This is a genomic window from Pseudomonas cichorii, from assembly GCF_003700275.1.
Lineage (GTDB): Bacteria > Pseudomonadota > Gammaproteobacteria > Pseudomonadales > Pseudomonadaceae > Aquipseudomonas > Aquipseudomonas cichorii_B.
The window spans coordinates 1-15,100 of the sequence record NZ_RBRE01000068.1 but is presented as its reverse complement, the minus strand read 5'-3'; the positions used below and the strand labels follow the sequence as shown (position 1 = coordinate 15,100).

General features: G+C 60.3%; 10 protein-coding genes. All 10 read right to left on the bottom strand.

What is annotated here, in order from left to right:
• Positions 1-27: 27 nt before the first annotated feature.
• The 10 genes from ALQ04_RS18340 to ALQ04_RS18295 all read right to left on the bottom strand — a co-directional run bounded on the left by ALQ04_RS18340 (position 28) and on the right by ALQ04_RS18295 (position 14,974).
• Positions 28-528, bottom strand: a complete 501-nt coding sequence (locus tag ALQ04_RS18340) for a hypothetical protein (protein WP_122317163.1) — start codon at positions 526-528, stop codon at positions 28-30.
• 7 nt (positions 529-535) lie between these two features.
• Positions 536-1,270 (bottom strand): hypothetical protein, encoded by a 735-nt coding sequence (locus ALQ04_RS18335; protein WP_122317162.1) that lies wholly within the window; start codon positions 1,268-1,270, stop codon positions 536-538.
• A 33-nt stretch (positions 1,271-1,303) separates the two neighbouring features.
• Complete coding sequence (locus ALQ04_RS18330) at positions 1,304-2,758, bottom strand: formylglycine-generating enzyme family protein (protein ID WP_409077274.1); 1,455 nt, start codon at positions 2,756-2,758, stop codon at positions 1,304-1,306.
• Positions 2,759-2,843: 85 nt separating this feature from the next.
• Positions 2,844-4,067, bottom strand: coding sequence for an FtsX-like permease family protein (locus tag ALQ04_RS18325; RefSeq protein WP_122317161.1), 1,224 nt, complete (start codon positions 4,065-4,067; stop codon positions 2,844-2,846).
• The gene (locus ALQ04_RS18320; RefSeq protein ID WP_122317160.1) at positions 4,051-4,743 is read right to left on the bottom strand and encodes an ATP-binding cassette domain-containing protein; all 693 of its coding nucleotides are present in this window, start codon (positions 4,741-4,743) and stop codon (positions 4,051-4,053) included. Before ALQ04_RS18320 ends, ALQ04_RS18325 begins: the two co-directional genes overlap by 17 nt.
• 1 nt (position 4,744) lies before the next feature.
• A complete protein-coding gene (locus tag ALQ04_RS18315; protein WP_122317159.1) occupies positions 4,745-6,730 on the bottom strand; it encodes a vWA domain-containing protein in 1,986 nt (661 codons plus the stop codon).
• Positions 6,727-7,752, bottom strand: coding sequence for a hypothetical protein (locus ALQ04_RS18310; RefSeq protein ID WP_122317158.1), 1,026 nt, complete (start codon positions 7,750-7,752; stop codon positions 6,727-6,729). Before ALQ04_RS18310 ends, ALQ04_RS18315 begins: the two co-directional genes overlap by 4 nt.
• A gap of 3 nt (positions 7,753-7,755) precedes the next feature.
• A complete protein-coding gene (locus ALQ04_RS18305) occupies positions 7,756-10,446 on the bottom strand; it encodes a putative virulence factor (RefSeq protein WP_122317157.1) in 2,691 nt (896 codons plus the stop codon).
• Positions 10,443-13,562 carry a virulence factor SrfB gene (locus tag ALQ04_RS18300; RefSeq protein ID WP_122317156.1) on the bottom strand — a complete coding sequence of 1,040 codons (3,120 nt, stop codon included), beginning with the start codon at positions 13,560-13,562 and terminating at the stop codon, positions 10,443-10,445. Before ALQ04_RS18300 ends, ALQ04_RS18305 begins: the two co-directional genes overlap by 4 nt.
• Before the next feature lie 11 nt (positions 13,563-13,573).
• Entirely contained in the window at positions 13,574-14,974 is a 1,401-nt protein-coding gene (locus tag ALQ04_RS18295; RefSeq protein WP_122317155.1) for an SrfA family protein, read from the bottom strand.
• Positions 14,975-15,100 lie beyond the last annotated feature (126 nt).

Below are 15,100 nucleotides of genomic sequence, written 5' to 3'. Positions count from 1 at the left end.
GAGGCCCCGCAGGGCCTCAAGAAAGGGTCATTCGTAGCCGAGGCTGAGTTGCAGCCTTGATACCTTTTGCTGCAGGGTCTTGAGTTCCTGTTTGCGGGCTTCGATCACCGCCGGATCGGTGCTGGCGGTGAGCTTTTTCTGGGCAGCCATCTGTTTTTCCAGATCGGCGATCTGTTGCTGGACCTGGGCCTTGTTGGCGTGGCGGGTCTTCAGTTGGCCCAGCAACTTGCTCATGGAGGTGTTCAGCACCGCCTGCTGGCGCTGCTGCTCGGCGAGGCTTTTGCTGGTGGCTTGCTGCTGGGCAACCAGGTTGTCGTAGACCTGATGAAAAGCGGCATTCTCGTTGCGTGCGGCCACCAGTGCCTGCTCACGCTGACGGATCTGGTCGCTGTAACCGCCTGAGTGGTCGCAATTCATCTTGGCGATCAGGCTGGCTTCGGTATTGTTTGAGTCACAGCTACCCGGTTGGGTGGCGCAACCACCCAACAGCAGCAGACCCGAGCTGACCAGCAGTGCTCGAATGATCATGTCTACCTCAACCCAGAGTGATTGCTGAACGCTGGCTGTAAAGGCCGTCGACTTCTTTTTGCAGGGACGCGACCTTGGTGTTCATCTTGGCGATCTCACCGTCGATTTCAGTGACTTGCTTGCCGCCACCATTGGTACGTTCCAACTGTGCGGTCTTCTGGTATTCGGTCACTTTGGTGCGCATGCCATCCAGGTCCTTGCGCATTTGCACCAGGTTACTGTCGACACTGGCGATTTCCTGCTGGGCCTTGGCCTTGTCCAGCGTCTTGCTCTGAATGGATTTCTGGATGCCGGCGATGCGCTCCTTGTCGTCGCTGATCACCTGCTGCAGGGTCGCGGTGCGTACGGCGACTTTTTCGGTGTCGGCCTTCACTTCGTCATTCATCATTTGCAGACGTTGTGCGGTGTCGGAGTACTTGCTGCGGCGATAGTCATAGTAATAGTTGGCGCCCATGGCCACGCCGCAGGCGGCGATACCGGCGACGACCATGCATTTGACCTTGTCGTTGGGGCTCGCTACTGCGCAGGCCAGAATGCCCACGCCGGCAGCCCCGGCACAGGCTGTCAGGCCGGAGGTGGAGAAGAACTTGGCATCGGCGCTCTGAGTCAGGCGCGGGTCTGGAGCCGTGCCGGTTTCGCCGAGCAGGTTACTACCGGTGTGGGCGCAACCACCCAGAACCAGGCTGATGGAAAGAAACAGACCGAGCATGGCCTTGGGTAAATAATCACATACATGTTTCATGCTGCTGCTCCTGATGATGAACGTTGTTTCCAGTTACTGATTGACGGCCTTGCAGCGGCCAAGCCAGGCATCGGTGTCGATTTTCTGGGTTTTTAGAAAGGCCTGCTGATTGACCCAGTGGGTCTGCAGATAAGGCTTGAGCTCTTTGAGTTGTTCGTTGCGGGCAACGATTTCGCCCATGACCGGCACTTGTCTGGCCAGCAGTGGTTCGCCATAAAGCGTGGCGGAATCCACCAGGCTGCTGGCGTAGTAGCGGCTGAGTTTGTGCAGGCGATCCTTCTGCTCGTCGAGCTTGCCCTTGCGCATCGGGCAACTGCTGTCTTGCTCGTTGGCCGAGCAGTTGAGGTCGTAGTTCTTCTGCAGGAAGTCCAGGTATTTGCCGTCATCGAGCATTTTGGTGCACAGGAATGCACCCAGATTGAGGCTGGCGCGGATTGCCTGGTCGCGGGTTTCTTCCTGCTGCTGGTTACTGGCGCGCAACTGGTTTTCCAGCGTCTTGAGCTGTTCTTTCAAACTTTCGTCGGCGACACCGGAAGCCAGTGTGCCAAGCGCCTGCACGGCACTTTTGTCGTTGCCCGCAGCAGAACTTTCGTCGCTGCCTGTGCCGAGCTTTTTCCAGCTGCTCTCGATACTGCTGACCCGCTCGCGGGACGTCAGGGTGCTGGATACCACGGCCAGGCGCAGACCGGTGGTCTTGCTGGTGGCTGCGGCCTTGCTGTCGTAGTAATTGCGCTCCTTGCGCAAGGCACTGCGCAACTCACCCTGAGCGGTGCGATAGTCGCCTCCGCGCACCACATAGCCGCCAGCCTGACCGTGTTGGCGGTCGAGCTTGTTGAGGCGGAACGGCTCGAACATCATTTCATCGACGTTGCCGAGCATATCGTGCAGCCCAAGAGGGTTGGGCTTGAGCAGTCCTGCCAATTGCAGTTGACCGTTGGACGACTGCGCACCGGCGAACCATTCATAGGCGTTCAGCCCGTCCGGCATCGGATAGCGCAGGTCACGGAACTCTGCGGTGCTGACGTTCAGCCCGCCACGTGCGGCAAACTCCCATTCCACTTCGGTCGGCAAGCGCATGAAACCGGCCACGCCGTCTTCCCTGGGCAGCTTGTCGGCGGCATTCTGGCGTAGCCACAGGTTGTATTTGTCGGCGGCTTCCATGGCCTGCATCCAGCTTAGCGATACCACTGGCAGCCGTTGTTTGTTGGAGGGCGTCGGGCATTCGGCCTGCGTCAGGGCGCGATACTGCAGGTCGGTCATCTCGTATTTGGCCAACAGGTAGTAGCGCGACTTGGCGGCTTTCTCGGCGGTGAAGCTGCCAGCAATGAAAGCCGGATGGGTCTGTTCCACATAGCCCCATTCACTGTTGTCGCCGCCGATATTGATCGGGTAGTCGTCCAGCGGGCCTGCCAGCGGAATGAATACCTTGCGAAATACCATGGCGCCGTCGCAGGGCATGGGCAGAACCACGTCCTCCGCGTCAGGCATCGGGTTGTAGAGTTTTTCCTCCCAGGCAGCCGAAGCCTTGAGGCTGGCCAGGGCCAGTGGCACAAACAGCAGGTGGCGCCAGTGTCTAGAGTTCACGCAGACTCTCCGCAGGTTGGATTCTGATGGCACGGGTGGCTCCGACCAGCGCGACCAGCGCCGCGACCGCAAGGGCGAGCGCCAGCGCTGCAAGGCCATGCCAGAAGGTGATGTGGCATACGAAATTACCGGTGATACGCTGGCCACCGAGTAGCTGATTGAAGGTCTGACTGCCGACAAGGTAGAAGCACAGGCCGCCGATATAGCCGGTCAAGGCCAGCACTACGGCCTGCAAGACTACATAGCCGGCAACCGCCGGGCCGGTGAAGCCCAATAGCCGCAACAAGGCCAGGCTGCGGCGCTTGCGGTCGATGTTGGCGAGAAAGGCTCCCACCAGCGAAGCCACACAACCCAGCAAGGCCGCAGCGGCGATAACCCCGAAAATCACGCCGAGCACGTGATTGATCGCTTTGACGTTCTCGATATCGGCCAGTCGACTGCCGGTTTCGATGTGTTGCGCGTTCAGCCAGCGCTCAAGCGGCGCGACACTGTCGATGTCCTTTGCATACAGGCGGGCGCGGGCATAGCGGGGCACCAGTTGATCGGTTGGCTGGCCGCTTGTCGCGCCGAGAGTACTGACGGCATAACCATCGCGGAAGCGTTCCAGTTGCAGCAGCAGATCGGGATGAATGAACGCCGCTGGACGTGAAAAGCTGGTTGCGGGCAGGATCGCGCTCAGGGTCAGGACTGTTTCGCCTCTTTCGGATGCTCCGTCCAGACGTCGTTGTACTCTCAGGCGCAGCGTATCGCCGATGGTCAGTGCAAGGCGTTCGGCAGCGGCCGAGCTGAGAATCACCTGGCCGGGTGCAAGGGCGCTGGCAGGCATGTTCAACAGCGGATCGGCTTCACGTGTCGGAATGGTTTCGGCGTTTTCGACAAAGCGCCCCTGACTGCCGATCAGGTCTGCCTGGGTGTTGAGTGAGCGAGTCAGGCCGATGGCAAAGCCGGTTTCGGGCCGTTGCTGCAGTTCGCTCAACCATTGCTCGTTATAGTTGCCACTGCTCAGGAGTTTGATTTCCAGATTGCGCGGGTCACGCAGCAGTTCATCCTGCAACTGGCTGACCACGCCATGCTTGAGTCCGAATAACAGCAGTAGCGGAGCGATCACGGCCACCAGCGAGGCGGCAATGCACAAGGATACCTTGCGGTCGTGCCAGAGATCGGCCAAGGCCAGGCTTGCCAGCAGGCCAAGGCGCTCAAAGGGCCGCTTCAAAGCGCGTCTCCCCAGGCAGATTGACGGCACTCAGGCGCGGCAGGCCGAAACTGTCCACCAGAGCCCAGTCGTGGGATACCACCAGTGCGCTGAGGCCCAGTTTGTCGACCAGGCCCAGCAACAACTCAAACAGCTGTCGCGCATTGTGCGGATCCAGAGCGGCGGTGGGTTCGTCGGCCAGCAGGAGCTGCGGCTGGTGGGCGATGGCGCGAACGCAGGCAACCCGTTGCCGCTCACCGATGGACAATTCCTGAGGCAGCTTGTCCAGCAACGGCTGCAGATGCAGAGCGGCAATGGCCCGCTCCACATGATCGCTCTTGAGGCTCAAACCCAGCAGACGCCTGGGCAGGCTGATGTTGTCGCGTACCTTGAGAAACGGCAGCAGTCCGCCGCTTTGCAGGATAAAACCCAGCGAGCTAGCCCGCACGTCGGCCAGCGCCGCCTGGTCGTCGGCAGCCAGCAAGGCGGCGACGTCTTGGGTGCCCAGGCGATAGTGCTCAAGCGCTTCGGGAGCCAGCAGCAGGCCGAGCGTTTCCAGCAATGTGCTCTTGCCGCAACCGCTTTCGCCGGTAATGGCCAGCACCGAACCGCGTGCCAGAGTCAACTCGGGCAGATGGACCCGGTGGGCCTGTACGCCGTTCCCTCGCTGTATTTTCAGTCCCTTGATTTGCAGCATCTCAGGGCATCATTTCCAGCGGCACCGGGTAGACGTTTTCACGCGCATCGCTGCCTTCGGCCAGTGATACCCAGCGATCGACATCGGCGTTGTACACCTGGTAATGGCGTAGCTTGGTCGACAGCGTGCGGATGAATTTCTCCTGTGCCAGGCCGTCCCAGCTTTTCCAGGTTTCCTCATCCAGATTCAGCACTTCGCTGTGGTAGGGCAGGTCTTCCAGATATTCCCCCAGCACACCGAGTTCAGAGAGCTTGGCCGTACCGTTCTGCTTGAGCTGGTTGGGATCGGTGCCCATGGTGGCGGCAACCGAGCGCAGGCGGTCGAACATTTCGCTGGGAGAGATCAGGCCTTCGTTGGCGGCATCCAGGATTTTCTTCAGTACGTCGCTGAGATCGCTGAGCTGCGCCTTGGTCAGCAGCACCCGGACGTCGGTAGTCGGGACGTTCTGCTTGATCGGATCGCGGTCGGCGATCCATGCCTGAAATACCGGAGGCGCCTGGCTGCCAGTCTTCTCGCCCAGATAGGCCAGGCGCATGGCATGGCCGATCAGGGCCGCATCGTCGATCATCTTCTGCTCGGCGGGGGAAGCCTTGGCGTTCATGGCGCTGCCAATCGCATCTTCACCCATGTAAGCGGCTTTCACCTGCTGGGTAATGGCGCTGGCCAGAGTATCGACCTTGCTGCCAAAGGTATTCACATCCCCGGCATCCACCGGGTAGTACAGCGAGGTGTTGGTGCCGGAGTACGTGGACAGCGCCTGATATTGCGCTTCGGCCTTGGCGTGATCCTTGGCTCCGGCAGCGGTCTTCAGGTGCAGGGTGTAGATCGCCACGCCCGGGTTACTGGCTTCGATGCGCACCTGCTCGGCATTCAGTCCGGTCTTGGACAGCTTGTCGTCGCCTTCCAGAGCGCCAGCATCGGTAATCAGGACTACATAGCGAGCGCCGTAAGGGCTCCAGTCGACCTGATCGATTGCCTGCATGACCCCGGCATACGAGTCTTCGTCGAAGCTTTTGCTCGAGACTTTCGCCTGCTTGAGATCGGCGGCCTTGGCCAGGAAGTCGTCGCCGTCCTTGACGGTGTTGGGATCGGCATACATCTTGGTCACGTATTCCAGGCCCGGCACCGCCTGGGTACTGGAACGAAACGCCACCAGACCGAACTTCACCTGACGACCGAGGTTTTCCTTGGCGATCTGTGCGTAGACCTTGCTGATGGCCTCGCGGGTACGCTCGATGTACGGGTCCATGGAAATGGTCGAATCGATCACGAACACCACCGCCGCACTGAATTCCTTGAGCTGGCTGGTGGCGTCTGCGACGGCCTGGCCTTGACCCTGGGCAGTCGAGGTCTGACCGGCTTGTCCGGCTGTCGCTGGATCAGCCTTGCTCACCGAGGCAACATTGAGGATGCGGGTACGAAAACCCGCCTCGGTCATGACTTCCTCGCCGCTGAGTACCGGCAGCAGGTAAAACTGCTTTTGCATGTCGATGAAATATTCCGGCTCCTGGGCCAGTACTCCCGGTGCCAGGGTGTTCTGCTTGAGCTTGGCACGCAGCGGGGCCACATGGCTCACCGGATCCGGTGCGTCGAGAATGCCTTCAAGTGTCTTGCGCTCCTTGAAAAACATCAGTCGGTCGCGGTTGGCCGGGTTGGTGAAGGCCAGGGTCAATTGCATCTTCCAGTCCACGGTACAGGCTGCCGGCAACCAGCCGGAAGTCTTGCCGAAGCTGTCTGGCCCGACCTTGAGCCACTCTGCATTGCCAGCACTGGCATGTTCATAGACATAGAAACGACTGAACGCCGGTTGCTCCGCCCCGGCAGGTGCACCGGCAGCAGGGCTCAAATGGCATCCCGGTGTGGTGAGCACTCGCTGGAACAGGGTTTTCTTGCCGTCCTGCAGCAGCGGTTTGTCTGCGGCCAGAGCGTAGCCTGTGCTCAGGCACAGGCAGGCGGCGAGGGACAGCGATACATGGCGCAGGGTCACGGCTTGAGCTCCTTCAGACGCTGCGCCGCTTCGGCGTTGTCAGCCTGATAGCTGAGAATGGTTTCATACCAGTAGACCGCGGTAGCGTTGTCGGCGGTGGTGAAGCAGGCGCTGGGTTGCAGGTACTTGGGGTCATATTCGCGGGCATAGGCCTGGGCGACTTCGACATTGCCAGCCTGGGCGCGGTTGGCGTACAGCCGCTGAGCTACACCGCACTGCTTGTTGGCCTTGGCCAGCTCGATGACCTTGAGCAGCGCGGCGCTGTCCGGTGATTGCTTGATACAACCCTGGACGAAGTTCAGTTCAGTCTCGCTGCTCAGGGCTTCAACGCTGCAGGGCGCTGCGCTCACGGGCGCAGCGGGGGCAGCGACAGGCGCTGCTGGAACCGGTGCTGCAACAGGTTCCGGGGCTTTTGGCTGCTTTAGCCAGAACCACAGACCTGCCGCGATAGCCAGCAACAGCACAATGCCGAGCAGCAGCAGCCCCGTGCGGCTTTTGGCTGCTGCTGGTTGTGCCGGTGGAGCTTGCTCGACGACAGGTTCTGGCTGCGGCTCAGGTTCAGCGGGTGGCGCTTCGACAGGTTCGATAAGCGGCTCGGGTGCCGCTGGAGGTGGCGTCAGGCTGACCGTGCTTTCTGCGGCCCCAGCGCCCGTCGAACTGCCCGCCAGGGATGAGTTCAGCCCGGCAGCAAGGCGCATGGGGTTCTCATCTTCGGCGCTGCCGTCCGGGCTGCGCAGGCGGAAATTGAACATGCCGGTGGCCGAACTCAACAGCAGTGGATCGACGATTTCCGGCCCTACCTGATAGCTGATCGAGTCGCCATCAGCATCTTCCACGAAATGCTGGGCGAACCAGCAGGGTGCATTACCCCATTGCCGGTCGTGTTGCAGGTAGTGGTCATCCTGATTGCGCTGGATGGCGAACTCCAGATTGCCAGCATCATGTTCCCAGCCACGGACCTGAAGAAAGGCGTGCCCGGGAACGGGCGTGGCCAGTGGAGAAAGCTTGATCGTGATGGACATGAATTATCTCGCTTTGAAGGCCTGGATGACGCGGCCCAGGGCCTCGTTCTGCTCGGGCGTGATTTCTTTGCCCTTGCGATGGCCCACGTTGTTCTGGGTGTGGATGGCAATGCCGGAAATCCAGTCGTTGGCAAAAATCACGCTCTGGTCGTCGGCTTGCGGAGCCAGCAGCGGGAAGCGCCCTGGCATTTCCTGCTGGTAGAAAGAGAACAGCGGCTGTTTGGCACCCAGCAGGCCTGTCGGCCGCTGACTGGCAGGCTCTGCGGTATGACCGAACCAGGCTGCGAAGTCATTGAGCAGCAATTGCGCGGTCAGCACCTGGCGCTGAACCAGACTTTCCCGGCGCACACCGCTCTGGGCGCGCTTGAGCAGGGCCTGGCTGAGTTGCAATGGCAGGTCCAGGCGTTCTGCGCAGACCACCAGTTCCTTGACCAGCAAGGCAATCGCTTCGGCGGGCAGCTCCAGCATGTCCAACAAGTGTTGGCGACGGCTGAGGCCGCGCAAATGTGTTGCCCACAGGTTGAACGCCGCCCGGGCAAAACGGTGCTCATGGCTCTGGTATTGCGGAACTGCCACGGCTACAGGTGGCGCATCCGCAACTGGAGCGACGGCCTCGCCGAAAATGTCATATTCCACTTCCGGTTCCTGGCTGGCCGGTGCCGCTTCGGTGGCTTCCGTTGCCGGGCTGTCGAAGTCGCCGTTCAGGTACAGATCGCGCAGTTGCTCTTCCGGTACTGCCATATAGGCGAGCAATTCCCCCAGCACGTGCTTACCGTTCTTGGTGGTCGCGAAAGGGCGGACGATCAGGTTGGCGATGGCTTTTTTCTTGGCCCGTTCGTCTTCGCCACCGGCTTCGTAATACTCCTCCAGCAGTGGCAGCAACTGCACCATCAAGTCGTCCAGTTGCTGCCTGATACGGCCCAGCTTGAAGTCGATATTGGCTACCGGCGTGAAAGCCGAACTGAAACGGTTCATGCCACCATCGTTGAGCTGCATCATCGCCTGCCAGGCATCCTGCGGCTCGGCGACATGGCGCTTGACCAGTTCGCTATTGCTGAACGCCTGTTTCAAGGCTTCCAGGGCCGGCTCTGACTGCTTGTTGAGGTTGTCCTCTTGACCATTTTCATTCAGATCGATGAAGTTGGTCTTGAAGCGTGGCTTGCGCACCAGATAGGTATTCTTGAACGGCGTGCTGCCCCACTGTTTCATCCAGTCTTCGTTGCCGAAGCGTTCGATCATGGTCAGCTTGAGCATGTTGTCGCAGGATTCCGGGAACTGCACGATCTCGCCGTTGAGCGCGCCGCCGATGAAGCCGTCGCACATGGTCAGCGCCCAGATCAACCCGTTGCGACCGTCCCGCTCTTGTGCACTGCTGCCCTGGGTCTTGTCGATCCAGCTTTTGAGTACCGGGCCTACGCTGACCACTTCGCTCTGCTTGAAGCTGCTGGTACACATGACCAGCGCATTCATTTCCTGCTCATCGGTGTAGCGCTCGAACAGGTAGGCGACCTTGCCGCGCAGCAACAACTTGGCAACCGGATTATTGGTCGCGCCATTGCTGTCCACTTCGCTGGCTTCGTCGATGCTCATCAGCTTCTGGCGACTGCGATAGCCAGGGAAATCCAGCAGGTCGACGCTGTTGACGATAGCGTTGGCCGGTTCATTGTCGAGACGGAAAATCAGCTCGTTGGTGAGGGCTGCCAGTTCGGCTCTGCCGACCGATACTGGCGCGTGCAGGTTGCCTTCACTGGCCGGGCGCACTTCCAGTGCGCTATCGGCGCTACCACCCAGGCGGCTGAGAATGTCCACGTTGATGATGCTGTTGGTCTGCACCATCTGCCCGTCACGCTGGCTGACCAGTGCAGTCAGGGGCGCGAAGACCGTTTCGGCGAGGCCGAGGCGGTGCAGGGCGGTCGCCAGTTGTTCGTAGGTCTCGGTCATCTTGCCGATGCCGCCCCACAGCAGGGAGAACAATTGAGCGCGTTCACGGACCGACAGTCGCGGTGCCAGCTTGACCACCCGCGGCCAGTAGCGTGCATTCAGTGGACGTACGGCGTTGGGATAGTTGTGCTCGAGGTAATCCCACAGCAAGACCACATCATCACTGTTGACGCCTGGAGTCGCGGCAGACGCCGAGTGCTCTTCAAAGCGTTGCAGTTGGGCGTCGATCTGTGCATTGGTGATCTGGCTGTTCAGGCGCTGATGGTCGAAGTCCTCGAACCAGGCGTTGGCCAGGATAATGGCGATCTCGACCTCACGGAACAGGCGCAACTCCACCGGAAACTGTGGGTCCTGGCTGGGCTCGGCACGGCGCGTGAAACGTGTCACCAGCCCCGTGGCTTCCTTGCCGCCTCCCACCGGGTTGACGTGCTTGATGAAGTCCAGCGGCTGAGTGCCGAACTGGGTCAGCAACTGGCCTTTATCGTCGGCGGCCAGCGCTGAAATCAGGTAGCTCTTGCCCGCCTGGGACAAGCCGAAGAAACCAATGCCCATGGGCGTTTTGGAAACCCGGCCGAGGCTGCGGGCCAGATTGCGGGCGCGGTACAGGTCACGGCTGAGGATGTCGGCCTTGTTCGCCACTTCCTCGACTTTTTCGGCGACTTCGGCCACCCAGTCCAGGGCCAGGCCGGCGCCTTTGTGCACGGATGTCCACGCATAGGCGAGTTGAATCTGTTCGGTGGTCAGAGTAGTCATTTCGGACTCACGCTCCCGCTGTCGAGCCAATAGTTGGAGGCACCGCCTTCAGCACTCAACATGGTGTAGAGCTGCAGCCTCACGTCCTTGCGGTCGAAGGATTGATCCTGGACGTTGCTTTCGATGTTGTCGTCGATCACCAGTGTCTCGGCGATGATGTCGGCGTCGCTACGGTCTGCGTCGGCGCTTTCAACGCGAAAACGCAACAGCAGGCAGGCTTCCTTGCCGTCGGTCGTCGGTTTGCCGACCAGTTTGCGAGTGCCACGCTCGGTGAGTTCGATCAGGTACAGCGGCGCCGCTACCCAGCGCTCGGCGTTCAGTTGGCGATAACCCAGGCGGGTCTTGCCCAGCACCCGCAGTTGTGGTCCGTCGAGCTGGGGTTCGTGCAATTGCAGGAACTCGTTGCCCTGGGCATCACTCTTGATCACGTCCCGGTACAGCATGTCGTGATCGATGACGAGGTTGTTCTCATCCAGTTTGCCGATATGACGCATGGTCGAGTACGGCTTGAGACGGCCAACGCTGAAGTAGAAGTTCGACACCTTGCGCTGCTCGCTGAGCAGACACAGCATGGCGCCAACGGCCGCCGTGCTCTTGGGGTCGTCGATCTGGCCATTGCGGTGGAAGGGGTACCAGCCACCGGTGCGATAACCGTTCATGGGCACGATGCGTCCCGGCGGCAATGGCACCTTGCGGCGGATGTAAGCCTGCACTCCCGGCAGCCGCGATGGGCGGCCGGTCAGTAGCAATGCGTCGCAAGGGTACTGGAATACCACCTCGCACAGCGCATCGAGAATCTTGATCAGGTTGATCTGGCCTTTGAGGAAGGCCTGATGAATGGCTGGCAAGTCGATGCGTAACATCACCTGACCGATATCGAAACCATCGCGACCACCGTCGATGCGGCGTACGCCACCGGCCACGTATTCGCGGATGCGTTCGCTGATCGCGTCTTTTTCCAGAAGCTCGGTGAAGCTGTAGTCATGCACCGGGCTTGGCAGTTCCGGGTCGTATGTCTCGTAATCCTTGAGCAGGCGCAGGCCCAGGGGCACGAAGACTTGCAGGTTCAGTTGCTGGCGCAGGATGGCGTCCTGGGCACTGGTGCTTTCATCGCCGCACAGGCGCGAAAGCAGAGAGCGCGGAGATATCACGCCAAAGTCTTTCAGTGCCTGCTCCAGCGGAGGTATTACGAAGCGCTGAATGATATCCAGCAGAATGTCATCCCCGGCAACCTTGAAGCTGTCGCGGAATCGCTGTTCGGGAATGATCGAAACGTTACTGCCGCTCGCCTGTTCGGCACCGCGCTCCAGTGCGTAATCGGTGATTACCAGATCCGTGGTGCCGCCGCCGATGTCGATGCTGGCCAGCGTGATTTGCTCACGGTCGATCTTGTCGGGACGTGCCAGGGTGTCGAAGAACTCTTGCGCATGGCCGGCAAAGTTTTCGCGGATTTCGGTGTACAGGTAAACCAACTGGCCGCAGGTGGCTTCATCCCATTCCACTTTTACCCGTGGCAAGGGCACACGTGGTGCCGGGACAGGCGAGTTCATGCCCTTGGCCTTGCTCGGGTCGAGGTCGCCGTCGTGCCAGCCCATGCATTTCCAGACCAGCGCCAAGGCTTGCAGCAAGCGGTCATTGAGCAGGCTGCGCTCGACTTGCGGCATGCCTGGCGGCACGGTGAGGGAAATGCTGGGCGTGTGGCCCATGCGGGTACGCTGGGCCGGGCTGTTCATTTGCGACAAGGCCTGGGTCAATACCTCGGCGAGCATGAAGGTCATCAACGAGCTGCGCGAATATTGCGGGGAGAAGGCCGGGAGGCGATCGTCCTCGTTCTTGAGCTTGTAGAATGCCTGGCCGAGCTTGGTGATCTTGTGCGAGAAGGGTGCGGCAGTGGCCTTGGGTTCACTGTCGGTCTGCACGTAGGAATTGTTGAAGCGCCAGCCGTGCGTATAGGCGTTTTCATCCCATAGATAACGCTTGGGGCTGGACAGGCCGGTAGAACCTTCAGTGCCACGGCGCCGCGCGGACAAACGCCCGGCCTCGACACCGACGCGGGCGATGGTCGGCCACTGGAACGCATCATGGCGCCCGCTCTGTACCGAGAAATTTTCCTTGCCGAAAGCAGCCTGGGAAAACTCCACCCGACTTTCAAACGGCTGGTTGTAAACCCGTTCCGGGCGTACGAGATCACGGATCTGCAGGATGTAGTTGTGCTTCATCCCGTCGCCGGACTGGCCGTGATTCTCGATCAGGATGCCACAGGTGCGCGAGTTGCCGACGTCCAGTACCAGATCCACCGGAATTGGCGGATCGATGGAGTCGACGCCATTGGCGGTGAGCTTGACTTCCGGCACTTCGATGCGTGCAGGCTCACTGGTGCGTTGCTCTGGAATCGGCCGGGCCATGAGGCTCAGCAGGTTCAGGTAATGACCAATGTGGCGCTGCTCAAGCAGTTCTTCGTCGAGATCTTCGCTGGGGCGGTGCTTGTTGCCTTCGCGATAGATTTCCGTAAGCCAGTCCTGAACCCACTTCTGGTCCAGAAACCAGCGGCTCTGGCGAGCATGGCAAGCCAGGCGGAAAGACGAACCGGCATTGATATCGTCCCGGGTTGGGGCCAGGTACTGCATGCCGGCGGCCGATGCCATTGCACGGGTGTCGAATGCCAGTGTCAGGCGATGGGTATTGCCGTCTACATCGGCCTGTTCCAGTTCGACCAGACGTACTCTGGCCCAGTTGGTCGGGCCTTCGTCGTAACGCTCTGGCGGCAGGAAGCGAAAGAAGGGTACGGGCAGCCACAATCCATCCAGCAGCCTGAGGCTGGTCTGCATGCTCAAGGTCAGGTCTTCGTCGTCGACTTCGCTGACCAGACGTTCCTGGGCCTGTGACTGCGCCAGTCGCTCGCCAGACTGGCTGGCTGTGCCCACTGGCCCGAAATGGAAATACTGTTTGCTTTCCTGATTCTGCAGCAGGCGTGCGATCAGTGTGTTACCCATCCTGGCAAAGCGCCCGGCGGGCTCGTTACGCAGATCAAGTTTGACGGCGAAGTCCATGAACTGGAGCCCGCTGTCATTGATCAAGTGGACGGTTTCTTCAAATTGCGTAAGTTCTGGCAGCATGGGTACAGCCTTTATTCGCGCCGCATGGACATGGGAAATTGGGTGTTGCCGTAATTGCCCTGGCAATCGGCGATGCTTTGGGCTCCTGGCTTGCAGGACACCTGGGGCATGTCGTAGCGGCTGCCGTCGGTGCAGTTGGCTTGATCCTGGCTATTGATGCCCAGATTGCCGCCATTCATCGCAGCATTGACCGGGCCGGTGCAGGACACGCCATCAGGACGGCGGATGGTGACGTTGCCATTGCCCTTCTCGAAGGCATATTCAAGGCGCAATGGCTTGGAAGTTTTGGCATCCATGATGCCGGCTCCCGCGCGGTAATTACCGTTGAGGAACTCTGCCGGACCTTCGGCGCTGCCCGGGGGAATATTCAAGGGCTCGCCAGGAGTACCGGTTTGCGGTGTCTGGGTATTGGCTGTCGGCTGCTCTGCCGGCAGTTCAGGAGGCGCTGGCGGTGTAGGTTCGGTCGCAACCGGTTCGTTGGCGGGCGCTTGGGCCTCTGGTGCTGCTGGAGGTGTCGCCGGGACGGGCTGTTCGGTCGGTACTTGCGGCTGCTGGTCAGCGACTGCAGATCCTTCGGTGACGGGCAGTGTCGTATCGCTGGCGATGACACTGTCCACAGGCGGATTGTCCAGACGGATGTCAGGAGTTGCCGTAGACATGTCGATGGCAGGAGGTGTCAGATTGACGACAGGCAGCGTAGCGCCCGGGACGCAACCGCGCAGCAGACCGAACAGTAGCAGCGCGAGCAACAACAGCAGCAACGGCCACAGCCACCAGAAACGGCGCCACCAGGGGCGGACCAGAATATCCGGCGTAGCGACCGGCGGCACGGCGGCAGGGCTCGCAGCGGGTGTCGGCGTCAGCAAAGGCTCAGGGCGCGCTGGTCGTGGGGTCAGGAAGTACAACGGATCACGATGACGATCGCCTTCGTGTTGCACGAAGCCCCAGAAGCTCAATACCGGCTGGTTGTAGTGTTCGGTTTGGCCATCGGCATTTGTGCGACTGGTCTGGACCAGATACAGATAACTTTCGGATGGTGCATGGGGCACCAGGCCCAGCAGCTTGCCAAAGATGATCTGGTCGCTCTGGCCGCCTTTGTTGCCAGCTTGCACCAGCGCCTGACTCATGTCGGCGATGGCGTCCTTGAAACGGATCAGTTGAATCCTGGCGTCTTCGCGTTCGTCTTCGCTCGCCGAGCTCCAGGGCACTACATCGCCGGGAACCGGACTGTACCAGTCGATGACGCTGCCTTGCTCGTTGCTTTTTGGCACGGCAAGGAATCTGACAAGTGCGGGATCTTTGCGGGTGAGGGCGGCTATCAACTGCAGGGCGGCTTTGTAGACGGGTTGCCCGGTTTCGCCCACGGCGATGAATTCGTCACTTTTACCCGTACGAAGCAGCGCACCGTGCATGCAAACATTCCCTTGAAAATTCAATCCGTTGGCTAAGCATGACGCTGCCTGAGGCGGCACAGTAATGGCAAAATGATGCTTTCGTCAATTTTTATACAAACAAGTTCCTGAGCTGGTCTAATGACC